Here is a 26,046-nt window from a genome sequence, read left to right on the forward strand (position 1 = left end):
CCCGAATGAACGTAAATGATATGAGACAAATGACATCGCTGGGTAGAAGCATTGAAAACAGTTCCTTCGAAATCATCGATCGGGAAGCCGGACCCCATGACCGTTCGCCGGACGATTGGGAAGTTGTGCGGAGAGTGATTCACGCGACCGCGGACTTCGAATTCAAGGAGCTCGTAAAAATCCATCCGACAGGAGTAATGTCCGGAATATCCGCCCTAAAAAACGGATGCAATATCGTGTGCGACGTTCAGATGATTCAGATAGGTCTGAATAAGGATCGTTTGGATTCTTACGGATGCACGACTCACTGCTTTATCTCCGATCCGGACGTTATTTCAAAAGCCAAAGAGCTCGATTCCACACGAGCCGTGGAATCCATGCGTAAGGCCGCTAGCTTGGGCCTTTTAAACGGAGGCATCATTGCGATAGGCAACGCCCCAACGGCGCTCTTGGAATTGGTAAGGTTGATCAAAGAAGAAAAAATCAGACCTTCTCTCGTCTTGGGAGTTCCCGTGGGTTTCGTTTCCGCCGCGGAATCCAAAGAAGCCCTATTGGAAATGTCCGAACCCGTACCTTATATACTGACCAGGGGTAGAAAAGGAGGGAGCACTATCGCAGTCGCGATCATTCATGCCCTCCTTCTTTTATCGTCCAAAGGGGACTCGAATTGAAAGCGGTAGTGGTCGTCGGAATAGGAGACGACGGTTGCGTCGGCCTGTCGAGTCTCGCGATGGGAGCGATCGCAAAGTCCACCGTATTAGCGGGAGGTTCGAGACATCTGGATTTTTTTCCCCAATTCGAAGGGGAACGGATCGTGCTCAAGGAAAATATCTCTTCTGCGATAGACAGAATCGCGGAGCTCTGCCAGGAAAACACGGTCTGCGTTTTGGCTTCCGGAGATCCGCTTTTTTACGGGATCGGAAAAATGATCCGTAAAAAGATCGGAGCCGAACATATCGAATTCCTACCGGCTCCCAGCTCCATGCAAAGAGCTTTTTCCAAAATAGGAATCAATTGGGAAGACGCCAAAATCATCTCCTTGCACGGCAGAAAAATGAGGGGTTTCGTCAATAAATTAAAATTTCATAATAAAATAGGTTTCTTTACGGACGCTTCCAATAGTCCTTCCGCGATAGCGAAGTATATGAAAAAGTACGGAGAGGAAAAATGGACCGCATACGTCTGCGAGAATTTGGGAAGCGCGGGCGAAACCGCCAGAAAATTCACGATTTCAGAATTAAGCGAGGCTTCGGACATTTCCGATCTGAACGTATTGATTCTGATCCGCGACGAATCCGATAAACGGCTGCCGGCGACCGTGCCGTATTTGGATGAAATGCAATATGCGAAGCGGATTCCGAAAAAGGGATTGATCACGAAAAAAGAAGTTCGAGTTCTTTCCCTCGCAGCTCTCGAGATCAGACCGAATTCGATCGTCTGGGATATAGGGGCCGGTTCCGGCTCGGTCTCCGTCGAAGCGGCGCATCTCGCGTATGACGGAGAAGTCTATGCAGTTGAAATCGATCCCGAGGGAATCGAGATTATAGAGGAAAACGTTCTCTCCCACAAAACGGATAACGTTATCATAATACACGGTCGTGCACCGGAAGCGATCGCGGATCTTCCCGCCCCCGATTGCGTCTTTGTGGGCGGATCGAAAGGAAGTCTAGCCGAAATCATCGAAACTTCATACCGGAAACTGAATCCGGGGGGAAGGATCGTCGTCAACGCGATCACGCTGGACAACGTTTCCGAGGCCTATTCCACTTTCAAATCCTTAGGAATAGACCAGGAAGTTATTCTTATGAACATTTCGAGGGGCCAAAAACTCGCCGACTATCTGCGGTACGAGGCATTGAATCCCATTCACATTTTTAGCGCAACGAAACCATTACAGGAAACTATATGAATTCCATTCAAACCTTAGGCAAATTATTCGGAGTCGGCGTAGGCCCCGGCGCGACGGACCTACTTACTCTGCGCGCGGTTTCGATATTAAACGAAGTAGAAGTGTTGGCCATCCCCAAGAGCAGTGAACATCTCCCTTCGTTCGCGTGGAGGGTTTGTTCTCCCCTTGTCCGCGAAAACCCGGAGCAGGAAAAACTATTTCTGCACTTTCCCATGTCCAAAGACCCCGAAATCCTGATTCCCGCCTGGGATAAGGCCTTTAAGGAAATCGGAATGCGTTTAACACAGGGAAAAAACGTGGCTTTTATCACTCAAGGAGATCCTTCCGTTTACAGTTCGTGGAATTATCTCAGGGAAGAGGCTCCTGAAAGGTGGCCGGGAATCGAAATAGAAATCGTCCCCGGTGTGAGCTCTATTACTGCGATCCCGGCCGAACTAGGAATTCCGTTAGCCGACGGAAAGGAAAGGTTTTGCGTCCTACCGGCGACATACGGACTCGAGGATCTTCCTCGTCTCGTGGAGGACTTCGATACGATCGTACTCACCAAGGTCGGCCAAAAAATCCCGGAATTGGTCGGTATATTAAAAGAATTGAATTTAATGGAAAACGCCTCCTACGTATCCTATGCGACCACGGACAAGCAGAACATAGTGGCGGATTTGGATACGATCAAAAACCAGAATTGCGATTATTTCTCCACGGTCGTCCTTTCCATACGCAAACGGAAAGGGGTTCTGCGAGGAGAGGCCCATGAATGAACCCAGAAAACCTTACGCTATTTACTGTATCACCAAACACGGATTAGCGGTCGGGGCCAAGCTTAAACAATCCCTATCGGGTGCGGATATCTACGTCTCCCCTAAGTTCATCGACCAAGGGCCGAGGGATTCCCTGCCGCTTTCCCTTCCCATGGATTCCACTCTTAGGGAGACCTTCAACGCTTACGATTGCCATATTTTCGTAATAAGCGTAGGCGCTGTGGTCCGCATGATCGCACCATTACTTAAGAACAAAAAGGTCGATCCCGCCGTAGTCTGCGTGGATGACAAAGCCCTTTTTTCCATCTGCGTTCTATCCGGTCATGTGGGAAGAGGAAACGCCTTCACCAATATCGTCGCGGATGCGCTGGGAAGCATGCCCGTAGTTACGACAGCTTCGGACGTTTCCGGAACCTTAACGGTGGATATTCTTGGAAGAGAATTGGGCTGGAATCTGGAGGACGCGGACAGGAACGTTACTCGCGCCTGTGCGGCGGTGGTAAACGAGGCTCCCGTCCTATTCGTGCAGGAAGCCGGAGAGGCGGATTGGTGGCCTATAGACAAGCCTCTTCCCAAAGGAGTGGAATACAGCACTAGTCTCGAAAACGCGGACCCAACCCGTTACGAAATCGTTCTACTGGCTACGGATCGGATCCGGATCAAAGACAAAAATCCGGAGTTATATAATAATTCGGTAATTTACTATCCTAAGAGTCTGATTTTAGGTTTAGGTTGCGATCGTGATATTACTTTCGAAGATGCGGATTCCGGAATCAGAAAAACGTTAGACGAACAGGGATTAAGTTTCAAAAGCGTGAAAGCGATCGCCAGCATAGATAAAAAAAAGGATGAAACCGCTTTCCTAGAATTAGCTCGGAAATACGGATGGGAATTTTTAACCTACTCCGCGGATCGATTGGACAGTGTCGAAGGCATTCTTAATCCTTCCGAAACCGCCCTGAAATACGTAGAAACCAGATCGGTCTGCGAAGCCGCGGCCCTATTAGCTTCGGGCGCTTCCTCCCTTCTCGTTCCGAAACAAAAGTACAAAGGATCGCCGGAAGGGAAAAATCTCACCGTGGCGGTCGCAAGAATTCCGTTCGTCCCACGATCCCCGATCCCTGCGCTTAAAGAGGAGGCCCGCAAATGAATGAAGGAATTTTGAATCTAGTCGGCATAGGCCCTGGAGACGATCTTCACATCACTCCCGCAGCCTTAAATGCGATCCGAGAATCCGAATACGTCATCGGCTATTCGACTTATATAGGTTTGGTGCGCCACCTTCTCACCGGCAAACAGGTTACGAGAACGGGAATGACGGAAGAGATCGGAAGAGCACAGGCAGCCGTAGAGGCAGCCGCGTCCGGAAAAAAAGTCACGCTCATCTCTTCCGGAGATGTGGGCGTTTACGGAATGGCCGGTCTGGTATTCGAAGTGTTAAGAAAAATAGGATGGAAGCGGGGAGATTCTCCCGAGATACGGATTCTACCCGGAATCAGTGCGGATAATTCCTGTGCATCTCTCGTCGGGGCTCCTCTAGTTCACGACTCCTGTAGAATCTCCTTATCGGATCTTCTCACTCCTTGGCCGGTGATCGCAAAACGAATCGAAGCGGCCGCCAGCGGAGACTTCGTCATTTCATTGTACAACCCTGCCTCAGGCAGAAGACAAAGGCAGATTCTCGAAGCGGCCGAGATCATAGGCAGATATAGGCCGGCGGAAACCCCGGTCGCGTTGGTAAAGAGCGCCTATAGAAGACGCCAAAGCGTGGTCCTCTCCGATTTGGAGCATTTCTTGGAATTCGAAATCGGAATGAACACCACCGTTATCGTCGGATCCACGAACAGTTTCGTATATGAAGGGTATTTTGTGACTCCTAGGGGATATACGAATAAGTATTCCTTGGAAAACGGGGAGATCCATACGGGACAGAGAAAAGGTTTCTCTCTCCGTACGGAAGGTTCTCTTCATTCTCAGCCGGAAAGAAGCGAGGAAAGAACTTTAAATATTACTAAAATTACCGGCGCCTTCGTAAGAACAGCCACCTCCGTATTCGACGGAGAGGAAGAGCGGGAGCAGGAACCGGAGGAGCTCCCTCAGGACAAATCCGTCCAAACCGCGCTAAAAGCGATCCAGCTTCTCCAAGGAGCGGTAAAGTCCGTTGAAAAACCGAAAGAATTGGGAATCGAAACGAAGAGCACCGGAAGATTAGGAAGGTTGGGCGGCGCCGTTCTTTACGAAACCGACGGGGAATATTATCTGATCGGTAACCTGAAGCAACCTTGCAATTTCGAAGATGTCGGATTTTTTACCCCGGAAGAGACGATCGGTCGTTGCGTCAAGTTGCGGATCGGAAATAGGGAACTTGCGGAGAGCTTTGTCTTCCCTTATCTGATACAAGGCGGAACGAGTCCGGAAGACATATACGAAAAATTTTCCGTCTACAGGAACTCCTCCATCAGCGAAAGGCTTTTTACATTGGTTCAGGACAATAGCGATAAAGTGATCTGGAAAGGTACCGAATATTCCGACCTAAGATGGATAGGAAGCATGCCTTTGCCTGTCTGGAATATCGTCCGTGAAAGCATTCTGAAATGTTCATAAGAGAATTATAATGAAAGTTTATATTATCGGCGCTGGTCCCGGAGATCCGGAGCTCATTACGCTAAAAGGTGCAAGATTGATCGAAACCTGCCCTATCGTCCTCTATACCGGATCCCTGGTCCCGGAACGAGTGATCGCAAGGGCGAATCCTGAGGCGAAAGTCCTGGATTCCGCTAAGATGACTTTAGACGAAATCATGGAAGTTCTGAAAAGCGCCCAGGAGAAGGGACAGGACGTCGCAAGAGTGCATACGGGTGACCCGTCCATCTTCGGTTCCACTGCGGAACAGATGAGAAGAATGGATGCTCTCGGCATCCCCTATGAAATCGTTCCGGGAGTCTCCTCTTTTACCGCCGCGGCGGCCGCCTTGAAAAAGGAACTTACCTTGCCCGAAGTTTCCCAAACCGTTATCATCACTCGCGCAGAAGGAAGAACCCCGATGCCGGAAAAGGAGAAGCTCGAAACGTTGGCCCGCTCCGGAGCTACTCTCGTGTTCTTTCTAAGCGCGACGCTTTTAAAAAAAGTCACCGAAGAATTGATCCCGTTTTATGGAGAAGATTGTCCGACGGCGATCGTTCAAAAAGCGTCTTGGCCGGAGCAAAAGATCATTACAGGAACATTATCCGACATAGCGCAAAAGGCAAAAGAGGAAAAGATAAACGCGACCGCGATCGTATTCGTTGGGAAGGTTTTGGATTGCGAGGACTTCGCCGATTCCCGCCTTTATTCTCCGGATTTTTCCCACAAGTATCGAAAACGAAAAAAGAATTCGGAATCCTTACCTTTCGCGGAAACGAACGGAGCGAAGGAATAACTTGGAAGAATCGAACCAGAATCGGCGCGGCCTTCTCATCGTAAATACCGGAGAAGGAAAGGGAAAGACTACGGCCGCATTGGGAGTCGTATTTCGCGCGTTAGGGCGAGGAAAAAAATGCGGAGTCGTGCAATTCATCAAGGGAAAATGGGAAACCGGGGAAAGGAAATTCGCCAAAACGATCCCTGAGCTCGATTTCCATGTCATGGGCTTAGGGTTTACTTGGGAAAGCGACGACCTAGATCGGGACAAGACTGCCGCTAAACAGGCTTGGGAACTTTCCAAAAAAATGATCCTGAGCGGGGAGTATGATATCGTCGTTTTAGACGAGATCACCTACGCGTTCCATTACGGTTGGCTGGAAGTAGACGAAACGGTTCGCATTCTTCGAGAACGTCCGTCCCAAGTCCATGTGATCATAACGGGAAGAAACTGCCCGGAACCGATTTTGCAACAAGCGGATCTGATAAGCGAAATCCGCTCGGTCAAACATCCTTTCCAGTCCGGAATCAAAGCTCAGATCGGAATCGACTTTTAAGGAAATAAAATGGAAGGCAAGACCGGAATTCCTAGAATCCTGATCGCCGGAGCGAGCAGCGGGGTCGGAAAGACTACGACGGTGCTCGCATTGTGCAAAGCGCTCCAAAAAAGAGGGCTTAAAGTGTCGGTCTTCAAATGCGGCCCCGATTATCTCGATCCCACTTATCATAGCTTCGCCTCGGGATCGCCGTGTCAGAATCTAGACGGATGGTTGATGGGTAGGGAAGCCGTCTTGGATACCTTCCATCACGCAAGTAGAGGGAGCGATATCGCCGTTCTGGAAGGGGTCATGGGATTGTTCGACGGGATCTCTCCCACGGGGGAAGCGGGATCCAGCGCGGAAATCGCGAAATGGCTGCAAGCCCCTACGTTAGTCGTATTGAATGCGGGGGGGATGTCCAGAACCATCGCAGCCTTGGCTTACGGATTAAAACAATACGACCCGAACTTGGACGTAAAGGGAGTTGTAGCGAATTTTTTAGGGAGCCAAAACCATCGCTCCATTTTAAGCGACGCTCTGTCTCCGGACTTACCCTTATTAGGCGGTTTTCCGAAATCTCCAGAGCAATCCTTTCCGGAAAGACATCTCGGATTGCATAGTGCGGAAGAGACGGAATCTTTGCCCGAAAAATTGGAGTATTGGGGAAACACCTGCGAGGAATGGTTCGACCTGGATCGAATCTGGAAAATCGCATCCGAAAAAAATTATTCGGAATCGCTCCGCCCCGACTTAAATTTGGAACCTCCGAAATCGAAATGCAGGATCGGTATCGCTAGAGATGCCGCTTTCCATTTTTATTATGAAGATAATTTGAGAAGATTACGAAACGCCGGAGCAGAATTGGTGCCGTTTTCTCCTATTGCCGATCGGAAACTTCCGGAAGTGGACGGTCTTTACATAGGAGGAGGATATCCGGAATTGTACGCTCGCGAATTGTCCGAAAACGAATCCATCCGGACGGGAATCCGCGAATCGGGAAAAAGCGGTCTACCGATATACGCGGAATGCGGCGGGTTGATGTATTTGTCGCAAGAGATTCGCACCAAGGATGCGAACAGTTTTCCCATGGTGGGGTTGTTCCCGGCAACCGTGCAGATGCACGATAAGCTCCAGGCTCTCGGATATGTGGAAGCCACCGTCCAAGAGGCGTGTATTATAGGACAGGCCGGAGTCCGGTTTAGAGGGCATCAATTCCGTTATTCCAGCTTTAATTTATTAAACGAAGACGGCATTCGCCCCCTCTACAGAGTTCGTAAAAGAAAAGGAGACCAGACTTTTTCGGAAGGTTATTCCAAAAACAACGTCATCGGATCCTACGTTCACGCCCATTGGGCCTCCAATCCGAACGTCCCAGAGAATTTCGTAAACGTCTGTATCCGGAGAAAATCTTGAACCCCGTTTTACCCTTCGCCCCTCCGGTCCTCAGTGGGGAAACCTGGCTCGAAGTGGATTTTCTCCATCCGCATTTCTCGTTAGGCTGGACCGTACTCGGCGACGGCTGGGCGCGAACGAACAAAGCGATCTGGCACAAAGTCTCCGACAGAGACCTTTCGCCGATGGAAGATCCGAAGGAATATTTTCGGGAAAGATTGATCGATACGGGAAGGTCCGATTCGGATTCGATCGGATTTCTGACGAGCGCCTCTCTTCTCGATTATTCCGAGTCGGTATCGGCTCTCTCCGATCTTTGGGTCAGAGTCGTAGGCACCATAGGATTAGGAAACGCGGTGCATGTGGCGGAATCCTCAAAATTTTTAGAATATTATGGAACCATAAACTTACTAGTTCAGATCTCCGTTCCGTTGAGCCTATCCGCCTCCATAGAGGCCGTTTCCGTAGCTACCGAAGCCAGAACTGCGGCGGTTTTGGACGCACGGATTCCTGTGGAAGGCGAACGAATCGCGACCGGGACGGGAACCGATTGTATCGGAATCGTTTCCCCCGATCGGGATCGTGCTGAAATTTATGTGGGAAAGCATACGGAGATCGGTCGTCTGATCGGTAAATCCGTTTACGATGTCGTTACGACCGGAATCCGCAAATGGAAAGAAAACGTGGAAAATCGGAAGAGGAAATGAAATCGACCTTGTACTTGATCCGTCACCCGCAAACGGAAAATCGGCGAAAAGGAGTTTTTTCGGACGGAGGAAATTTCGGACTTTCTCAGGCGGGGACAAAAGAAGCGGAGGAGATCGACCGAAATTTATCGGAAAAAGTGGACCCCGAAAACGTCTCCCTGTTTGCGAGTTCCTCGCTGATATGTACGGAGTCGCTGAAACGTATGAAATTTCTTTCCTCTCTCGAATATCGGACTTTGGATTCTTTGGAAGAACTCCGTTTCGGAATCTGGCAAAACAGGTCTTTTACGGAATTCTATAAATCCAACCCTTCCGATGCGGAACGATTTTCCGTTTTGGATCCGAGTTTGGAATTCGAAGGTGGAGAAAGGATATCCTCTTTTCTGGATCGCGCGGAACGTTTAAAGGAATTCGCAAAAACGGAGTTGGAAAATAAGAAGAACGTAATACTCCTTTCTCACGGAGGTCTTCTCGCGATTCTAATCTGCCTTTTTTTAGACCTTCCTCCGAAAGAATACATCCGATTTAGGCTCTTTTCCGGATCGGTTTCCGTTCTAGAAATGGATAAGAGCGGTCGCGCTTGCTTGGTCGGATTGAATTTCTACGGAACAGTATCGGAGGGGAGATGGCCGGCATAATTCTCGTAACCGGAGGAAACAGAAGCGGAAAAAGCGGATTCGCTTTGGATACCGCTTTGTCCTTGCCCGGAAGAAGAATTTTTATCGCGACCTGCCCGAAAATCGACGAAGAAATGGACCGCAGGATTCTCAAACACAAAGAGGAAAGAAAAGGCCAAGGCTGGGATACCGTAGAAGAACCGTCGGATTTGAACGGAGTCTTTCAAAAATTCTCCTCTCAGGAAGAGACGGTGGCGATCGTGGATTGCCTAAGCCTATGGATCAACAATCTTATGTACGAGGCGCAGCAAAAGGGACAAACCTTGGAAGAAAACGCCATCGTCTCCGCGACTTCGGACATGCTTCGTTCCGCGAGGTCGGGCTTTCCGGGAAAAGTGATCTTCGTAAGCGGAGAAGTAGGCCTCGGATTGGTTCCGGATTCGGCGCTTTCCCGATCCTATCGGGATCTCTTGGGGATCTGTAACCGGACGGTAGCCTCAGAGTCGGACGAAGCCTTTTTTTTAGTAAGCGGGATCCCGTTGAGACTCAAACCGAATTCCGGATCGCACCAAGGAGAATACGATTCCAGTGGAAATTTCTGAACACGGCGGAAACGTGGACGCCATCGCGGCCGAACTGAACTGCGTCCTCGAAGAAATTACGGATTTTTCCGCGAACATCAATCCTAGAGGTCTTCCGGATTGGGTCCGGCCTTTGATCGGATCCCAAATCAGCAGGTTGATCCATTATCCGGACCCGCATTACGGATCCGTAAAACGCTCCATGGAAAAGAATTGGGGGATCCGGGCCGAAAACATCGTTTTAGGAAACGGGGCCTCCGAACTCCTATATTTCCTTCCCCGTATATTAAATTCTACGAATGCGATCCTGCCCGTTCCCTCCTATACCGATTACGAATCCGTATTGGAAAAAAAAGGGATCCCGATCGAAAAGCTGGTCCTTTCCGAGGAAAACGGATTCGAACCGGACTATGAGGCCCTCGATTCCCTACTGATCCGCCGGAAAACGGAAAGAAATCTCGTTTTCTTAGGGCACCCCAATAACCCTACGGGAAAAATCCTGGATGAGAAAAAAATCGAAGAGCTGATTCGTCGGCACCAAGAAACGATCTGGATTTTGGACGAGTCCTTTTTGGATTTTTGTCCGACGGGAAAGACCTTTTTAAAAAACGATTCTCCGAACGTTATCGTACTGAAATCGCTCACGAAGATCCTTGCCCTTCCCGGATTAAGGATCGGGTTTTGCGTCGCATCCCCCGCTATCTGCAGGCGCCTGGAACAGGAATTGCCTCTCTGGTCTTTCAACAGACTTTCCGCGGCAATTTTGGAAAAAGCAACGGAAGACCAGGAATTCTTCCGACTCTCCCGGGAGAACGTGCAGGATTGGAAAAATTCCCTTTTCAAACGGCTGGAATCGATCCGTCAAATTCGGATTTTTCCGGGAGACGCGAATTTTCTCCTGTTAAAACTATCGCCGCAAAAACTTTCCGTCTCCGAAGTATGCGATCGATTATTAAAAGAATATAAAATATCCGTCAGAAGATTCGACGGTACAAAAGGAATAGGATCCGATTTTATCCGTGTCGCAGTAAGGACCCCCAAGGAAAACGAGATTCTAACGGATTCCTTAAGAAATATCCTAAACGAAACCGGATCCGACGGGCCGCTTCCGATAACCAAAAGAAAGACCCCGGCGCTGATGATACAAGGCACCGCCTCGAACGTGGGAAAAAGCCTGATGGCGGCGGCTTTCTGTAGAATTCTCCGCCAAGACGGAATCGACGTAGCGCCGTTCAAATCCCAGAATATGGCGTTGAATTCTTTCGTAACTCCCGGAGGAGGCGAAATCGGAAGGGCACAGGCATTACAGGCTCAGGCCGCGGGAGTAACTCCGGACGTACGAATGAATCCCGTCCTTCTCAAACCTTCCAGCGAAAAAGATTCACAGGTCATACTCAATGGGAAACCGGTCGGAGGGATGGATTTCCGAGACTATACCGAATTTAAACCGAAAGCCTTCGAAGAGGTAAAACGTTCCTACGATTCTCTGGCGGAAGAATTCGAAGCCATCGTGATCGAAGGCGCAGGAAGCGTATCGGAAGTAAATTTAAAAAATAATGATATCGTAAATATGAATATGGCCAGATATGCCGAAGCTAAAGTGATTATAGTGGGAAATATCGATCACGGAGGCGTCTTCGGAGCTTTGGTCGGATCCTTGGATACCATGGCCGAGTGGGAAAGAAACCTGGTTTCGGGATTCATCATCAATCGTCTAAGAGGCATCCCTGAACTGTTGCTTCCCGGCGTGCGATACTTGGAAACTTACACCGGAAAACGGGTCTTAGGAGTGGTCCCGCATTTCGACGACCTCAGCCTGCCTGAAGAGGATTCTCTTGAATTCAAATCAGGAAACTTGAGCGACAAATCCGTTCTCGGGGATCGGATCGATGTCGTGTTGGTCGACACACCTAGAATCTCGAATCATACCGACGTGGACGCGCTCCGTTGGGAAGAGGACGTTCGCGTCAGAATCGCACGTTCTCCCAAAGATGTGGGATCTCCGGACGTATTGATCTTAGGAGGCAGCAAAAACGTCGCCTCGGACATAAAATTCCTTAACGATTCCGGTTTTGCGAAGATCATCTTTTCCCTCGTTCAAAACGGAGCTACCGAGATCGTAGGAATCTGCGGAGGTTATCAGATTCTAGGAAATCGGATCAACGATCCGTATTCGATCGAATCGAATCGCGGAACATCAGAGGGCCTGGGACTTCTTCCGCTGGAAACCACCCTTCAAAAGGAAAAGGCGCTGAAGCAGGTTTCCGGAATCCATTCTCCGTCAGGCAAGACGGTTTACGGTTACGAGATCCATCATGGAATCACGGAACTGAAGGAGCAAATACCGGTCGCATTCGTGTCCAACGAAGGAGATCCGTTGGGCCATTCCGAAAAGAACGGAAGGATTTGGGGAACGTATTTGCACGGAGTCTTTGACGGGGACGAGTTCCGAAGACATTTTATCGATAAGATCCGGGTAAAAAAAGGGATGCAACCGGTAGGAAGGGTAACTTGCAACTACGATGTGGAATCCAAGATCGATCTCCTGGCCGAAGGTGTTCGGAAATCCGTGGATATGTCGGCTATTTACGGCCTTCTGGGTTTTAAATGAACCCTCAGTTCGCGGTTTTTTCGGCACTGATTTTGGATTTAGCGTTAGGCGACCCGAGCTGGCTGCCCCACCCGGTGCGATGGATCGGAAAAGCCGCGCGCTTTTTGGAAAGGAAGACCAGAAGGATCTTTCTTTCACCCTTCCTTGCAGGATCCGCGACATCCATGTGCATTTATCTACTTTCTTTCTTCCTGCCTTGGGCGATAATCGCCGCAGCACGACATGTTTCCTATCTTTTGGAATTTATATTTTCTATTTTTATAATCTATACCGCAGTAGCGCTCAGGGATCTCCTGGATCATAGCCGGGCGGTGCGTCTGGCCTTAGAGGAAAAAAACCTGGAAAAAGCCCGTGAAAGAGTGGGAAGGATCGTCGGGCGGGACACACAAAATCTCTCCGAAAGCGAAATCGTCCGAGCCTGCGTGGAAAGCGTCGCGGAAAGTTTGGTCGACGGAATCACCGCGCCGCTGTTTTACGCGATTTTCGGCGGGCCCGCTTGGGCCATGCTCTATCGGTCCGTAAATACTCTAGACTCCCTTTTCGGGTATCGGAACGAGAAATACGCGAGGTTCGGAACTCTTCCCGCCAGAACGGATGATCTCGCGAATTTTCTTCCGGCGAGGCTGACGGCTCCCTTGGTTTCCGTTTCAGCGACGCTTCTCCGCCTCCACCCGGTCCTTTCTCTGCAAGCCCTGTATCGCGACGGAAAAAAACATCCGAGTCCGAATTCCGGTCTTTGCGAAGCGGCAATGGCGGGAGCACTGGGAATCCGTCTAGGCGGCACGAACTACTACCAAGGAATCGCCAGCGAGAAACCGTTCTTAGGATATGATACGGAGGCCCTATCTCCGATCCATATCCTTTCTGCAAATAGAATCGTCCTTCTCACTTCAGCAATCTCCTTGGCTCTTTTCATCTCTATTAGAATAGCATTATATTCATTTCTTTAAAGGATAAAGGAATCGGAATTTTGAAAGAGGAATGGCCATCGGAACCGACGAAGATATTGTCCGTTTTTCGCCATGGAGAAACGGATTGGAATACCCTCTCCAAGCTGCAGGGACAATTGGACGTCCCCCTCTCCGTCCGCGGAAAGCAACAGGTAGGAATTTTGCCTGAAGCGCTTTTGGCGGACGGAATCGAATTCATATATTCCAGCGACTTAACCAGGGCAAAAGAAACCGTTCTCCCTCTCGCCGAGAGATTCGGAATTCCCGTCCGATTCGATGCTAGATTAAGAGAAGTACACTTGGGAGAAGCGCAGGGAATGCATATCGCGGACATAGACTCGCATTTCGGCATTCATTCATGGTCCAAATGGAAAAGTTTCGATCCGCGTTGGGACGTTTTTAGCTTTCCGAAAGGAGAAACCAAACGACAACTCGACGAGCGAATTCTTTCCTTTCTAAAAAGCATTCTGCAGACTCCGGTTCCGGTCCGAGTCGGAATCTGCACTCACGGGTATTGGATTTCCAGAATGCTTTTCCTACTGAACCTGCAGCCGAAAGAAGACCTGCGGAATTGCGAAGTATTCCGAATCCGGCTGGATGCCGAAAGTTTTTTTGCGGAGATGGCTCCCTAATTTCCCTACTCGCTCATTTTCTTGAGTTCTTCGATTCCGGGTAGGTTGGATAAATCCGGAACGATTACGATCTCGATCCTACGATTCGCGGCTTTGTTTTCCGGCGTAGTGTTCGGAACTGCGGGCCGAGAAGATCCCATAGAAGCTGCGCTGATTCTGTCTTCCGGCATTCCCGCCTTCGTCATCGTATGCAATACGTTCAAAGCTCTAGCGGAGGCCAATTCCCAGTTCGAATAGCCTTTCACTCCGGTCGGGACGTCGTCCGTATGACCCTCTACTTGGAATCTTCTGCCTTGCAAAGAGGCGAGAATTCCTGTCACTTCCTTGATCGCATCCGCACCCTTCGCGGAAAGACTGGCCGAACCCGGAGGAAAAAGAATATCGGAAGAAAGAACGACAACCATCCTGCCGTCCACGATCCGTATCTTCAGTTTTCCCGCATCGATCATGCTTTTGAAACTGGAAAGAAGGTTTCTGTATTCCAAAACCCTGTGCTGGGTCTCTTCCTGCAATTTTTTCAGGTCGTCCACGGACCGAAGTAGTCCCTGTCTTTCTTTTTCGGAGGTTTCGAAATCCCTGGCTTTACGGTTATACGCATCTTGCAACGAGTCGTACTTGGATTGAGTAACGCAGTACGAAGTCGAAAAGAGAAGAAACACCAGAATATATATGGATTTTTTTTTCAGTTTCATGCCATTTCCTGTCCCTGATTTTTGTGTTCGAGCGGACGCACAGTAAAACTATCGATCGATCGCCCGAAATCCTAAGCTATTCTAACCGGAAATTCGGTGCGAAGTGAGAAAAAATCTGGAAAGAAAGGAGCATCGAGGTTAGTCTGATTGGAACGTATGCGCTTTTTCCGATTCGATCCGGGCAGAGTCGGATTCTTTCCGTTTCTGCTCCTAATATTTCTCATTTTACATTCCGAGAGCGACGCACAAACCACTCCGGCGGGAACCCCTGTGCACACTAAGGAATCCTTGACCGGTGGACTTCCCACTTTGAGGAGCCTTGTGGATGGAGTACGATCCACGCTGAAAGAAAGGGGCTACGTTATAGATCGCAAATCCCAATTTACCGGATCCGTGTTCAAGGGAAACTCGGTGATTTTCAAGCTGCAATTTCCTGACGGCAAAGACAGAAAAGTGATCCGAAAACTAGGAATCGGCTTAGCTCATGAAATCCCCGACCAATCCGTAATGGTCCAGATCTTCATCTCGGACAGCCAGGACAGAAAGCTCTCTCCACTATATACGGGATTGGCCGAAACCGCATTCGTGTACGAATGGGAAGCGAGATACGGGGAAAATCATTTTCTAGTGGAGATCCGTCTCGAAGAATCGGAGTCTAACGTGGCCAACTTCGAGCTCCTGTTCGGGAGCCAGTTATATACTCCTTCCACGGCCTTCGGCAGGGACCCGACCGATCCCGCCAACCAACCGCAGTCCCCGGGAACTAGCCAGCCGGGAACGGAAGGGAGATTGCAAGGAACGAGTGAAATTAAAAACTATTTCGAAGTATTCAAAAAGGAATTCTAAGGCTCTCGATTTCCTGACTTTTCGGATTTTTATTCGGAAGTTCCCTTTACCGCCCTCGATCCTTTGTTATTGAATTGCGGAAATCCGGTATTTGTTGTAGCGTAGAAGAATACATGTTTCGAAAACATGGTGGGCGGAAAGAAAGGCCTCCGAAAAATGAAAAACGGGACGCTACTATTGGTGTCCCCGAAAAAGAGGTTCATCGGTGAAGAAAAAGGACGGTAGCCCGGTCTACCCTATCAACGGAAAATACAGAAACTCCCGGGAAAGGATCCTGGAAGGGGCAGCGATCGCGTTCGCTCGAAAAGGATTCCATGGAACCTCTCTCCGAGAAATCAGCCGGGAATGCGGCTTGGAACAACCCAGTATTTACCACCATTTTCATTCCAAAGAAAACCTGTTTCGCAAAGCCCTGGTCGCCACCCATCTGATGATACTGAACGGAATTCGGAGCCGAATCATCAAAGACAAAGGACTCCGGGAAGAAGTCATTTCCGTTTTTCAGTCGATTATCGATATCGTCCGGGAATTTCCGGAACGGGCCAGACTTCCCTTCAGCCTCGTATATTCCGCTCCGGAAAATCTAGTATTGGAATATACGAATCATTACGGAGCCCAATATAGAAAATTATTGGAAGCAGCCGTTTCCAGGAATCCGCCTAGCAAACGACCGGACCTGAAACTTTCCCTCCTTGTGGATACCATGCACAGCTTGATCCTGTCCATAGCTTCGGAGCGTTTTTTCGAGGATCGGGTCAAAGGAATCGAAGAAAGGATCGATTTCATTCTGAATTCTCCCTAAGTCCAAAACACAAATTCCGTAAAATTCACCGTACCGGCAGAAGAGAAACCGGTTTTTTTTGGTCGTATCGGAACGTAAGTACGTTTTTCTGGTCCGCATGAGCGCACCCGAAATCGTACCAGTAGGCCAGCTTCCTCCAGTGGGAGTGGTCCCTAAAAAAATGCATGCACAGGTCATCCGTCCCGAAAGATTCGGAGATCCGATCCAATCCATCAAACAGGAAGAAATCGAAGTACCTGAAATCGGTCCAGACGAAGTCTTAGTCGCCGTAATGGCCGCCGGAATCAATTACAATAACGTATGGGCCGGTCTCGGATATCCGGTCGATGTGATCGCTGCGAGAAATAAAAAAGGGGAACCCGAACCGTTTCATATCGGAGGTTCCGACGCATCAGGAATCGTCTATAAAGTCGGTGCGGACGTCAAAAACGTGAAAGTGGGAGACGAAGTCGTAATCCACTGCGGAATGTGGGATAGAAACGATCCGTGGGTAAAAGCGGGCAACGATCCCATGTTTGCTCCTTCGCAAATCATCTGGGCTTATGAATCCAACTGGGGATCCTTCGCGCAATTCTGCAAAGTCCAAGACCACCAATGCTTGCCGAAACCGAAGCATTTGACCTGGGAAGCCGCGGCGGCTTATATGCTCGTCGGCGCAACTGCGTACAGGATGTTACATCACTGGAAGCCCAACGACGTAAAACCGGGAGACGTGGTTTTGATCTGGGGGGGAGCCGGAGGACTAGGCGCTATGGCGATCCAAATCGTAAAAGCCGCCGGAGGAATCCCCATCGCAGTCGTCTCTTCCGACGATAAGATAGAATTCTGCAAGAACCTCGGCGCTGCAGGCGTCATCAATAGAAATCGCTTCAAACATTGGGGCGCTCTCACATCCGATATCAATAAGCCCGAAGTCTTTATGGAATGGACTAAGAATGCGAGGGAATTCGGAAAGGCGATTTGGGAAATTGCGGGCAAAGGAAAAAATCCGAAAATCGTATTCGAGCACCCGGGAGAAACGACAATCCCCACCTCCGTATTCGTTTGCGAAACGGGAGGAATGGTCGTAATCTGCGCGGGTACGACAGGATACAACGCGACCGTGGATTTACGTTACCTTTGGATGAGACAAAAAAGGCTACAAGGATCCCACTTTGCAAACGATGAAAACTGTGCGGGAATCAACCAACTGGTGATCGACAAAAAAGTGGATCCGGTGCTCGCGCAAACTTTCAAGTTCGACGAAACCGCTAAAGCTCATCAATTAATGAAAGAGAACAAGCACCCAGCCGGAAATATGAGCATCCTTGTGGGTGCGGAAAAACCCGGATTGGGAATCAAATAAACTCTCTTGAAAGCCGCTCGGTTAAACGCATTCGGAAAACAGAATCTTTCGATTGTGGATCTCCCCGATCCGGGACGACCAGGTCGGGGAGAAGTTTTGGTCCGGTTCCGCGCGGCTTCGCTGAACTACCGGGATCTCCTGGTTGTGGACGGGAAATACAATCCTAAATTTCCGATCCCTCTGATTCCCTGCAGTGACGGAGCGGGAGAAATTTTGGAAGTCGGGGAAGAAGTATCCGAATTCCGTACGGGAGATAAGGTCAACGCTGTCTTTGCGCCGTATTGGATCGACGGCCCGGCCACCAAAAAGGAACTCCGCACAACTCTAGGAGGACCTCTGGATGGAACCCTCCGAGAACTGGCCATCCTTCCGGCGAGCGGAGTGGTGCCCGCGCCTTCCCATCTGAGTTACGAAGAGGCGTCCACGCTTCCTTGTGCTGCGCTAACCGCTTGGTCCTCCTTTTTCGTGGAAAACCATGTCAAACCGGGAGATACCGTTTTAGTACAGGGAACCGGCGGAGTTTCCTTGTTCGCCTTGCAGTTCGCAAAACTGGCGGGTGCGACAGTGTGTCTAACGTCTTCTTCCGAAGAGAAATTGTCTCGAGGAAAAGAGCTGGGAGCGGATTTCGGAATCAATTACAAAAATACTCCAGGTTGGGGAGACGCAGCCCGCGAGTGGACCGACAACATAGGAGTCGATCATGTGGTGGAAGTGGGAGGAGCCGGGACTCTAGAACAATCCATCCGAGCCGTAAAACTTTTCGGAACCATCCATCTCATCGGAATCTTAGCGGGATCCACAAAAGATCTGAATCTTCTCCCTCTCGTCATGAACCAAATCAAGGTGCAGGGAATCGTGGTAGGTTCTAGAAATTCCTTTCTTGAAATGAATCGAGCCTTACAAAGAGCGGCATTAAAACCGGTGATCGACCGTATCTTTCCGTTACAGGAATCCAAGGAAGCTTTAGAATATCTCAAAAGCGGCTCCCACTTCGGAAAGGTCGTCATTCAAATTCCGTAAAGGGAAATTGATTCTGAACAAGATACTCAACACTTCTTTGCGCGTTTTTTTTCAAAAAAATAAACAATCGTTCACTTTTATTTGAGATTCCTTTTCACCGAACAAGTTCCAGAGCAGACAAGGGACTTTTTATAAAGAACGATTGTTATTTATAAAATTTAGTTTTATATCAAATGTATTTTTTAAATCTCTTTTTTCGAACGTTTTCTCTTGACAAAGCATTTGTTTGGAATAGAGTATCGAAGCGCTCTTATACCGAGCGATACATAGATAAAAAAGCGAACAAACCCACAAAGCGAATCTGAAAACGACAACTAGAGAATAGTGAAGAGAAAAGAGGTAACATTCCATGCGTAAACTAGGACTTTCCTTGTTGATCCTATTTATTTGTAGCGGCTCATTGTTTGCATCCGGAGGAGGATCTTCCTCCAAACCGTTGGCGGGAGCTTATCCCATCATCCTTTCCCACGGATTGTTCGGATGGGGAACGGACTCCAGCGGAGTCATCAGCATTATCAGTTATTGGGGAGGAATGGATTCATACCTAACCTCTCAAGGAGCAACCGTATACGCTCCTACCAAAACTGCGGCACAATCCAACGAAGTTCGGGGAGCGCAATTGGCTAGCAAAATCAACGTCTATATGGCGGCCAACGGCTTTACCAAAGTGCATATCTTAGGTCACTCCCAAGGTGGATTGGATAGCCGGTATGCAATCTCCAATTTGGGCCTTTCTTCCAAAGTATCCACTTTGACCACCTTAAATACGCCGCACCGCGGTTCTCCGATAGCGGACATAATCAGCAATGTTCTTCCGGATTGGATCAAACCGTTCGTAAGCGCAGTTCTAGGAGTCGTAGTTCAATTGGTGTATGGAGGCGGACAACAGGACGCTTTGGCAGCGTTGGGATCCCTGACTACTTCGGGAACGGCTCTGTTCAACTCCTATACTCCAAACGCTTCCAGCGTAAAATACTACTCTTACGGATCTTACATCACCATCCCGGATCTCATCCAACACCCGCTAATGGGAATCCTCCAACCGGCTTGTGCGGCAGGTGGATTGTTTAACGGACAAGGTGCGACTTGCGACGGATTGGTTCCGTATTCTTCCCTAAAATGGGGAACCTTCAACGGAGGCCCGGATTATGGAATCCTAACCACCGGTGTAGACCATTTGGAAGCTTCCAATACGCTGAATTCCGGTAAAACTTGGTACGATGTGGAAGGTTATTTCCTGAAAATGGCTTCCAACGCAAAAGCGAACCAGTAGTAGTTAGAACGACCTAGGGCTAAAACCGGGTGCTCCGAAAGGGGTTCCCGGTTTTTTATTTTACTTGGTTTTTCCGGTTTTACCGGCAATCTTTGGCCCCTGTATGCATGAGGATCTCCCAAAATTCGCAATCCTGGGTTCCGGTAGTATCGGGACCTATATAGGCGCTCATCTGGTCCAAGCCGGTTTTCCCGTGGTGTTCGTGGGACGGGAGAGAAACCGCAAGGAAGTGCAGTTGTTCGGTCTGGGAATTTCGGATTTTACGGGAAAATTTTTTTCCATTCCCCCGAACAAGATCGAGTACGTGACGGACCTGAAGGATGTCAGAGGCGCCACGATTTTTTTGATTACCGTAAAAAGCAGGGATACGAAGGAATTGGGGGAATCGTTAAACAAACACCTTTCCTCTTCGGAACGGGAAAAGGCGATCGTGCTCAGTTTTCAGAACGGCGTGAGAAACAAATCCTTTCTTTACGAAACGATCCCTCATCTGGGAGAAAGAATTTTGGCCGGCATGGTCCCGTTTAACGTGGTAGCCAAAGGAAAGGGCCAATTTCATCGGGGAACGAGTGGGCACCTGGTCGTTCAGGACAACCAACACGGTAAAAAAGTGGTGCAATATTTGAGAAGCTCGGGTTTGGAAGCGGAGACCCACCCCAATATGGACGGAGTCTTATGGGGAAAGCTGCTATTCAACCTGAACAATAGCCTGAACGCTCTCGCGGGAATTCCGCTCCGCGAGGAACTTTCCCAAAGAGGATATCGTAGAATCCTTTCCGCAATGATGTCCGAGGCATTCGAGGTCCTGAAACTTGCCGGAATCCGCCCGGTTCGAACCGGAAAGATGATCCCGCAACTAGCACCTACCATCCTGCAACTTCCGGATTGGTTATTTTTTAGGGTAGCGTCCAGCTTGATCAAAATCGACCCGGAAGCGAGGTCCTCCATGTGGGAAGACCTGAACCAAGGAAGGACAACCGAAGTGGATAGCTTAAACGGAGAAATCCTGAAATTGGCGGATCGTGTGGGTCACGCGGCTCCGATCAACCGCGCGATCGTTTCCCTCATTCGAGAAGCGGAAAAGAAACCTAAATCGGTCCAATTTAATCCCGATACTCTAGCGAATCGACTCGGGCTAAAATTCTAGAATCCGAACTTCACTTAGGATTCAAGGAAGGCTTTTCGGAAAAGAGCCCGATGTCTTTTCTCACGTGCTTTTCTTCCCATTCTTTCAGAGTGATTCCTTCCCGTTCGGCGAGTCTTGTCCTGTACGCGTTCAACATCTTATAGGTCAGAGGATATCCCGCGATTGCCGCAGGGATTCCGACTACGAATCCCCCGATAAACATGGGCAGTCCCATGCGATCCAAAAGAAACACGGTCCAATACCATAAGCCGGAAAGAAACCCCATCGAGTCCGATTTGGCCATCACGTCGTAGATCACTCCGAAATCCAGTTCGGCGGAAGGTACCCCGAGAATGGAAAGAGTAAATTTTCCTAATACATAAAATATATAATAAAAAAAAGGTAAAGTGACGGGATTCGTGATCCAGATCATGGCGATGGCGATCGGGAGATAAAAACGGATCCGGACGATCCGGAAAAGGATCCAGGTCGCCAGACCTAGATACATTTGGATGCCTATCAAAGGCGTCATCGACCAGATGAGACCGACGGAAGTTCCGAGACAGACTTCGTTAACGGGAGCGTGAGACTCTTGGAAAGGAAGAATGATCTGTTTATGAATGATTCTGAATAGTATGGAAAAATATTTCACAGGTTTTTTACCTTATTTTGCAGCTTTGGAATACTGCTCCCAGGATTTCGCGTATTCCTGTTTGGCTGGAAACAGTTCGAACGCTTTCTTTGCGGAAACGGCGGCCGCCTGCGGATTTTTTTCCCAATCGTATTGCAGCTTTGCCAGTAGATAATATGTTTCCGCCTTCAATATAGAATCCCTGTAAGAAGTCTTTAATCCCTTTTCCAGATATTCTTTAGACCTTGCTCGGTTCCCTTGCAGCAGAGAAGTCAATCCTAATCCGAAATAAGCGGCCCCGTCTTGCTTTGCGGCCAGGGATTTTTCGTATTCGACGAGGGCTTCCGAACGACGATTCTGCCTCAACAATAGATTTCCCAAATCCACTCTCAAAACGGAAATTGCCTCGGCGTCCCGCCGTTTTTCCGCGCTTCGCAAAGCTTCCTGAAAATTGAAATCCGCCTTTTCATAATTCTTTCTGTGCTGCTCAATCAAACCGATCCCTCTCGAACAATCGTAAGATTCGGGATTTTCTTTTAAACAGATACGGTATTCTTTTTCCGCCTGGTCGTCCTCTTTCCTTAGATATTGGATCCAACCGCGCAGATAATGGATTTGGTCCGTTTTTCCGGAGCGTTCCGCTTGCACTTTCGCTTTCTCGATCGATTCGCTTATATGCGTAGAATCGAGCATGTCTCTGATTTCTAGAATGGGCGGTTCCTCTTTTTCCCTACAATAAAAAGTGAAGGAAACGAAAATCAAAAAGAAACCGAACGAAAATCGATTCATAAAAACCTTGCAACGACCTTTGCTACGTTCATGTCCGAGGTATCTTACGGGAGTCTGAAACCTGTCGTTTTCATTGCAATCCCTAATTCGGATCCGTTCATTTCGGAATGATTAAAGCGGGAGCCATTTTTCTTACGATCTCCCTTCCTTCTTCTATCGCTTCCTTACCTCGATGGAACTCCATCAACCCTATATAACGTAATCTAGGAGCGAGTAAAACATCCGGAGGATCGCCGGCCATACGACTACGAGTGATCCGAATCTGCATGATATTGATGCTTTTAGAAACCACTTCCATGATTCCTGGCTTTTCGTCCTTTTCTTTCTGGAGATGTTCATCCAAATCTTTGCCCCAGAATTTGGCGGTCCAGGATCTCCAACGAGATCCGGATTCGGGAGAAATTTCTTTCTTTTCCTCCTCATCCTTTTTGTCCAGAAGGTCCTGGTTCAGATCCACGGCGATTACATAATCGGCTCCCATTGCTCTGCACAAAGAAACGGGAACCGGATTGACCAGCCCTCCGTCAACGAGCCACCTTCCCTCTTTGGCGACCGGTGTAAAAATTCCGGGCAAGGAAATGGACGCGCGAACCGCCTCGAAAACGGACCCGCTCTTTAACCACACTTCGACTCCTGTATCAAGATCGGAGGCTACCGCCCCGTAAGGAAGGGCCAGATCCTTGATTTCCGCGTCCCGAAATTCCTGGGCAAAAAAATCAAAAAGTTTTTTCCCTCGTATCAATCCACCGCCGAAACTCCAATCCATGAAGCCGAGAATGTCCCGCCATTCCAAACTTTCCACCCACCTCTCGAGCGCGGAAAGTTTCCCGGCAGCGTGGAAGGCTCCAACCAAAGAACCGATAGAAGTCCCGCAAACTATGTCCGGGTAAATTCCGAGTTTCTCCAATTCCTGGATCACTCCTATATGCGACCACCCTCGGGCAGAACCGCTTCCTAAGGCAAGGCCGACGACTCGGCTTCCGCTATTTCCCATTTTATCCTCGAAACTATGGTTCAAGACTTCCCTATTACGGTTTTTTTTGTCCATTCTTGCGTAGCGAATGTCGGAAAAAAAACGTCTGATTTAGGGCCGGAGTTCCGAGGATGCCTTACTTCCCGAACTCCGATCCCTAAAGCATGCGATTCCGAAGATATTTATGACTGGAACAATCCGCAAAATGGAAAAAGCCGCTTTACAGTCACGAAATCCGGCCTTCGGTTCTCCTTTTCAAAATCGGACAATAATTTTTTTCCAATTTTAGAGAACATTAGCCTACGTTAGGCGGAGAAAGATTGACTTTATGGCAACAGGAAGCAGAGGATGATTTAGGAATTCCCTACAGATGCACATATCTAAGTATTTATTCTTCCTTTTAGGTCCGGTAGGATTTCTGATTTTCCTTTTGACGCTGACACCGTCGCATAAGGAGGAAAATATCCGGGCTTACCAAGGCAGTATAGACCTACGCGGGATACGGGACGCTTCCTCCGGTCCTGTCGATCTTTCCGGAGAATGGGAATTTTTTTGGAGTCAGGAAGCGGGAAAGGTACTAGAGACCTTCCGGGGAAAAATCACGGTACCGGGGGCTTGGAACCGGGAAACGGAGGTTCATTCCTCCTACGAAAAAATCGGCTACGGAACGTATCGTCTGCGGATGCTGATTCCGGACGTCTGGGTGGGGAAAGTACTGACTGTCGGCTTGGGTTCCGTCCTTACCTCCTACGCCATCTATATGGACGGAATCCAGCTCGGGCAAACGGGACATCCTTCCCATTCTCCTAAAGAAACCGTTCCGAGGGTCCAACCCAAATTTTATTCGTTTATCGCGTCTTCCAACGAAGTCCGCTTGGAGATTTTCGTATCCAATTATTATTCGCGGCAAGGAGGAATCATCTCGCCGGTAAGGATGGGACCCGCCGACGTCATGGAAAGTTATCGGACGAGAACGATCTTTTCGGACATTTTCGCGTTCTCTAGCCTCATGATCATGGGTCTTTATCATATTTCCCTTTATCTTTATTTGCGATCGAGCAAAGCTCCATTGTATTTCGGCTTTATGAGTATCGCGATCAGCATCCGGGCATTGGTGACGAACACAAAGTTGTTGATGGAATTCTTTCCGTCCCTTCCTCAGGAAGCCATTCAGTTATTGGACCAGATTCCGTTGATCGTAAGCGTTCCGTTTTATCTTCTGTTTTTTCAAAGTACGTTCGAAGCTTACGTTTCCACTAAGTTCGTCAAAGGCTCCATATTTATCGCGGTCGTATTCGCCGTAGCGACTCTGTTCGGATCTCTGGCATTCAACAGTGAAAAATTAGTGATTTATCATATATTTATGGGAATCGTGATCGCTTACATCCTGTACGTGATCTATACGATCGACTTCGACAAGGAAAACAATTCGGCTTATATTCTGTACGGAACCGGACTGTTATTTTTAGGAATAGGGATCGACCTGTTTTATACCTACGTATTGAAGGTTTCCTCGTACGAGGTTTCCCATTTTGCGCTGGTTTTCTTCGTCTTTCTCCAATCGCTGGTCATCGCGTCCGATCGTTCCTCCAAATACAAGGAGGCGAAAATCCTTACCGAAGATCTGCAAACGATGAACCTCGAGTTGTTCGAGATGAAGGAAAAGCTCGTGCAGAAAGTCGAGGATCGGACCAAAACCCTGAACGATACTTTGCAGCAGATCAACCGGGAATTGGAGATCGCACAAAACGTGCAGAGAAAAATACTGACCCCTCCGGACAGGGAAATCGCGGGCATCCATTTCGAGTACGTGTACAAACCACTCGAAAAAGTGGGAGGGGATTTTCTGGATATCTCAGAAGTTCGGCCGGGAAAGATACGCGTGCTCTTGGCGGACGCGGTAGGTCACGGAGTCCAGGCGAGTCTGATGACTATGGCTCTGAAGACGGAATACGAGGAACTCAAAAAATTGGATTGCCCCACCGAAGTATTGAGAGAGTTGAACGGACGCTTTTTGAGAAAATTCGATACGTTGGAGAGTATTTTTCCCTGTTTCGTCGCTGATGTCTATTTGGCGAAAAAGGAATTGCTTTATGCGTCGGCAGGACACCCGGATCAGGTGCTTCTCAGACCAGACGTCGCATACGAACTATTACATAAAACGGGCCCGATTCTCGGGCTCTTCGACGATTTGGAAATCCAATTCAATACTTTTCCATTCCCTGTCGGTAGCAGGCTTCTGTTATTTTCCGACGGACTCATAGAAAACAGAAGGAAAGAAAACCGCTGGAGCACCGTGGATTCCATTGCGATCAAAGCGAATTCCATGCACTCTTCCAACCTTCAGGAATTGCTCGAAGAGTTGGTACTGATGGAAGAACGATCTAGAGGGGACGAACAAAGATACGACGATATCACCATTATCGCGATCGAATCCGCTCGGCAATAAGAGCA

At 48.8% G+C, this 26,046-nt stretch carries 25 protein-coding genes; 21 read left to right on the top strand and 4 right to left on the bottom strand.

Translation table 11 applies throughout. The features are described 5' to 3' along the window. Positions 1–5: 5 nt before the first annotated feature. From EHO61_RS03040 to EHO61_RS03105, 14 genes are read left to right on the top strand one after another with little or no spacing between them, the layout of a single operon-like run. Positions 6–671, top strand: coding sequence for a precorrin-8X methylmutase (locus EHO61_RS03040; protein ID WP_281276625.1), 666 nt, complete (start codon positions 6–8; stop codon positions 669–671). After that, a complete protein-coding gene (gene cbiE, locus EHO61_RS03045) occupies positions 668–1,909 on the top strand; it encodes a precorrin-6y C5,15-methyltransferase (decarboxylating) subunit CbiE (protein ID WP_135812153.1) in 1,242 nt (413 codons plus the stop codon). The genes EHO61_RS03040 and cbiE overlap by 4 nt, the downstream gene beginning before the upstream one ends. Next, on the top strand, positions 1,906–2,667 hold the full coding sequence (cobI, locus tag EHO61_RS03050) for a precorrin-2 C(20)-methyltransferase (protein WP_135812154.1): 762 nt from the start codon (positions 1,906–1,908) through the stop codon (positions 2,665–2,667). The genes cbiE and cobI overlap by 4 nt, the downstream gene beginning before the upstream one ends. Further along, positions 2,660–3,817 carry a cobalt-precorrin 5A hydrolase gene (locus EHO61_RS03055; RefSeq protein ID WP_135812155.1) on the top strand — a complete coding sequence of 386 codons (1,158 nt, stop codon included), beginning with the start codon at positions 2,660–2,662 and terminating at the stop codon, positions 3,815–3,817. The genes cobI and EHO61_RS03055 overlap by 8 nt, the downstream gene beginning before the upstream one ends. Then, on the top strand, positions 3,814–5,271 hold the full coding sequence (gene cobJ, locus EHO61_RS03060; protein WP_135812156.1) for a precorrin-3B C(17)-methyltransferase: 1,458 nt from the start codon (positions 3,814–3,816) through the stop codon (positions 5,269–5,271). Before EHO61_RS03055 ends, cobJ begins: the two co-directional genes overlap by 4 nt. Before the next feature lie 10 nt (positions 5,272–5,281). After that, positions 5,282–6,085: a precorrin-4 C(11)-methyltransferase gene (gene cobM / locus EHO61_RS03065; RefSeq protein WP_135812157.1), complete on the top strand. Its 804-nt coding sequence runs from the start codon at positions 5,282–5,284 to the stop codon at positions 6,083–6,085. 1 nt (position 6,086) lies between these two features. After that, complete coding sequence (gene cobO / locus EHO61_RS03070; RefSeq protein ID WP_246031984.1) at positions 6,087–6,623, top strand: cob(I)yrinic acid a,c-diamide adenosyltransferase; 537 nt, start codon at positions 6,087–6,089, stop codon at positions 6,621–6,623. Positions 6,624–6,632: 9 nt separating this feature from the next. Continuing rightward, the gene (locus EHO61_RS03075; protein WP_135812158.1) at positions 6,633–8,018 is read left to right on the top strand and encodes a cobyrinic acid a,c-diamide synthase CobB; all 1,386 of its coding nucleotides are present in this window, start codon (positions 6,633–6,635) and stop codon (positions 8,016–8,018) included. Next, positions 8,015–8,704: an adenosylcobinamide amidohydrolase gene (locus EHO61_RS03080; protein ID WP_135812159.1), complete on the top strand. Its 690-nt coding sequence runs from the start codon at positions 8,015–8,017 to the stop codon at positions 8,702–8,704. The genes EHO61_RS03075 and EHO61_RS03080 overlap by 4 nt, the downstream gene beginning before the upstream one ends. After that, a complete protein-coding gene (locus EHO61_RS03085; RefSeq protein WP_135812160.1) occupies positions 8,668–9,342 on the top strand; it encodes a histidine phosphatase family protein in 675 nt (224 codons plus the stop codon). Before EHO61_RS03080 ends, EHO61_RS03085 begins: the two co-directional genes overlap by 37 nt. Beyond that, positions 9,330–9,923 carry a bifunctional adenosylcobinamide kinase/adenosylcobinamide-phosphate guanylyltransferase gene (locus EHO61_RS03090; protein WP_135812161.1) on the top strand — a complete coding sequence of 198 codons (594 nt, stop codon included), beginning with the start codon at positions 9,330–9,332 and terminating at the stop codon, positions 9,921–9,923. Before EHO61_RS03085 ends, EHO61_RS03090 begins: the two co-directional genes overlap by 13 nt. Further along, positions 9,910–12,513 carry a cobyric acid synthase gene (locus tag EHO61_RS03095; protein ID WP_135812162.1) on the top strand — a complete coding sequence of 868 codons (2,604 nt, stop codon included), beginning with the start codon at positions 9,910–9,912 and terminating at the stop codon, positions 12,511–12,513. The genes EHO61_RS03090 and EHO61_RS03095 overlap by 14 nt, the downstream gene beginning before the upstream one ends. Next, the gene (gene cbiB, locus EHO61_RS03100) at positions 12,510–13,463 is read left to right on the top strand and encodes an adenosylcobinamide-phosphate synthase CbiB (protein ID WP_135812163.1); all 954 of its coding nucleotides are present in this window, start codon (positions 12,510–12,512) and stop codon (positions 13,461–13,463) included. Before EHO61_RS03095 ends, cbiB begins: the two co-directional genes overlap by 4 nt. 20 nt (positions 13,464–13,483) lie before the next feature. Further along, complete coding sequence (locus EHO61_RS03105) at positions 13,484–14,095, top strand: histidine phosphatase family protein (protein WP_135812164.1); 612 nt, start codon at positions 13,484–13,486, stop codon at positions 14,093–14,095. A gap of 5 nt (positions 14,096–14,100) precedes the next feature. Here EHO61_RS03105 and EHO61_RS03110 read toward each other — a convergent pair whose 3' ends face one another. Beyond that, the gene (locus EHO61_RS03110; RefSeq protein ID WP_135812165.1) at positions 14,101–14,787 is read right to left on the bottom strand and encodes an OmpA/MotB family protein; all 687 of its coding nucleotides are present in this window, start codon (positions 14,785–14,787) and stop codon (positions 14,101–14,103) included. A 156-nt stretch (positions 14,788–14,943) separates the two neighbouring features. Between EHO61_RS03110 and EHO61_RS03115 the strand changes: the two genes are divergently transcribed. The 6 genes from EHO61_RS03115 to EHO61_RS03140 all read left to right on the top strand — a co-directional run bounded on the left by EHO61_RS03115 (position 14,944) and on the right by EHO61_RS03140 (position 21,220). Continuing rightward, a complete protein-coding gene (locus tag EHO61_RS03115) occupies positions 14,944–15,633 on the top strand; it encodes a hypothetical protein (protein WP_135812166.1) in 690 nt (229 codons plus the stop codon). A gap of 205 nt (positions 15,634–15,838) precedes the next feature. Beyond that, positions 15,839–16,435, top strand: a complete 597-nt coding sequence (locus EHO61_RS03120) for a TetR/AcrR family transcriptional regulator (protein WP_135812167.1) — start codon at positions 15,839–15,841, stop codon at positions 16,433–16,435. A 97-nt stretch (positions 16,436–16,532) separates the two neighbouring features. Beyond that, complete coding sequence (gene ccrA, locus EHO61_RS03125) at positions 16,533–17,780, top strand: crotonyl-CoA carboxylase/reductase (RefSeq protein ID WP_135812562.1); 1,248 nt, start codon at positions 16,533–16,535, stop codon at positions 17,778–17,780. 6 nt (positions 17,781–17,786) lie between these two features. Then, positions 17,787–18,800, top strand: a complete 1,014-nt coding sequence (locus EHO61_RS03130; RefSeq protein ID WP_135812168.1) for a zinc-dependent alcohol dehydrogenase family protein — start codon at positions 17,787–17,789, stop codon at positions 18,798–18,800. A 349-nt stretch (positions 18,801–19,149) separates the two neighbouring features. Continuing rightward, entirely contained in the window at positions 19,150–20,073 is a 924-nt protein-coding gene (locus tag EHO61_RS03135; protein ID WP_135812169.1) for an esterase/lipase family protein, read from the top strand. 103 nt (positions 20,074–20,176) lie between these two features. Next, positions 20,177–21,220 (top strand): 2-dehydropantoate 2-reductase, encoded by a 1,044-nt coding sequence (locus tag EHO61_RS03140; protein ID WP_135812170.1) that lies wholly within the window; start codon positions 20,177–20,179, stop codon positions 21,218–21,220. 10 nt (positions 21,221–21,230) lie between these two features. Here the strand turns inward: EHO61_RS03140 and EHO61_RS03145 are convergent, their stop codons facing one another. The 3 genes from EHO61_RS03145 to rssA form a co-directional block, all read right to left on the bottom strand. Next, entirely contained in the window at positions 21,231–21,851 is a 621-nt protein-coding gene (locus EHO61_RS03145; RefSeq protein WP_135812171.1) for a DUF2062 domain-containing protein, read from the bottom strand. Positions 21,852–21,863: 12 nt separating this feature from the next. Next, positions 21,864–22,619, bottom strand: coding sequence for a tetratricopeptide repeat protein (locus EHO61_RS03150; RefSeq protein WP_135812172.1), 756 nt, complete (start codon positions 22,617–22,619; stop codon positions 21,864–21,866). Between the two features lie 97 nt (positions 22,620–22,716). Then, positions 22,717–23,637, bottom strand: a complete 921-nt coding sequence (rssA, locus tag EHO61_RS03155) for a patatin-like phospholipase RssA (protein WP_246031985.1) — start codon at positions 23,635–23,637, stop codon at positions 22,717–22,719. A gap of 325 nt (positions 23,638–23,962) precedes the next feature. Here rssA and EHO61_RS03160 point away from each other — a divergent pair, with 325 nt between their 5' ends. Next, positions 23,963–26,041 (top strand): SpoIIE family protein phosphatase, encoded by a 2,079-nt coding sequence (locus EHO61_RS03160; protein WP_135812173.1) that lies wholly within the window; start codon positions 23,963–23,965, stop codon positions 26,039–26,041. The last annotated feature ends 5 nt before the right edge of the window (positions 26,042–26,046 follow it).

The sequence above is a fragment of the Leptospira fluminis genome (assembly GCF_004771275.1).
Taxonomy (GTDB): domain Bacteria; phylum Spirochaetota; class Leptospiria; order Leptospirales; family Leptospiraceae; genus Leptospira_B; species Leptospira_B fluminis.

Excerpts from the sequence above, each read along its gene's own strand:
- EHO61_RS03040 (WP_281276625.1), top strand. The coding sequence starts at position 6 with ATGAACGTAAATGATATGAGACAAATGACATCGCTGGGTAGAAGCATT.
- cobI (WP_135812154.1), top strand. The coding sequence starts at position 1,906 with ATGAATTCCATTCAAACCTTAGGCAAATTATTCGGAGTCGGCGTAGGC.
- EHO61_RS03055 (WP_135812155.1), top strand. The coding sequence starts at position 2,660 with ATGAATGAACCCAGAAAACCTTACGCTATTTACTGTATCACCAAACAC.
- cobJ (WP_135812156.1), top strand. The coding sequence starts at position 3,814 with ATGAATGAAGGAATTTTGAATCTAGTCGGCATAGGCCCTGGAGACGAT.
- cobM (WP_135812157.1), top strand. The coding sequence starts at position 5,282 with ATGAAAGTTTATATTATCGGCGCTGGTCCCGGAGATCCGGAGCTCATT.
- EHO61_RS03075 (WP_135812158.1), top strand. The coding sequence starts at position 6,633 with ATGGAAGGCAAGACCGGAATTCCTAGAATCCTGATCGCCGGAGCGAGC.
- EHO61_RS03085 (WP_135812160.1), top strand. The coding sequence starts at position 8,668 with ATGGAAAGAAAACGTGGAAAATCGGAAGAGGAAATGAAATCGACCTTG.
- EHO61_RS03090 (WP_135812161.1), top strand. The coding sequence starts at position 9,330 with ATGGCCGGCATAATTCTCGTAACCGGAGGAAACAGAAGCGGAAAAAGC.
- cbiB (WP_135812163.1), top strand. The coding sequence starts at position 12,510 with ATGAACCCTCAGTTCGCGGTTTTTTCGGCACTGATTTTGGATTTAGCG.
- EHO61_RS03110 (WP_135812165.1), bottom strand. The coding sequence starts at position 14,787 with ATGAAACTGAAAAAAAAATCCATATATATTCTGGTGTTTCTTCTCTTT.
- EHO61_RS03115 (WP_135812166.1), top strand. The coding sequence starts at position 14,944 with ATGCGCTTTTTCCGATTCGATCCGGGCAGAGTCGGATTCTTTCCGTTT.
- ccrA (WP_135812562.1), top strand. The coding sequence starts at position 16,533 with ATGAGCGCACCCGAAATCGTACCAGTAGGCCAGCTTCCTCCAGTGGGA.
- EHO61_RS03135 (WP_135812169.1), top strand. The coding sequence starts at position 19,150 with ATGCGTAAACTAGGACTTTCCTTGTTGATCCTATTTATTTGTAGCGGC.
- EHO61_RS03140 (WP_135812170.1), top strand. The coding sequence starts at position 20,177 with ATGCATGAGGATCTCCCAAAATTCGCAATCCTGGGTTCCGGTAGTATC.
- EHO61_RS03150 (WP_135812172.1), bottom strand. The coding sequence starts at position 22,619 with ATGAATCGATTTTCGTTCGGTTTCTTTTTGATTTTCGTTTCCTTCACT.
- EHO61_RS03160 (WP_135812173.1), top strand. The coding sequence starts at position 23,963 with ATGCACATATCTAAGTATTTATTCTTCCTTTTAGGTCCGGTAGGATTT.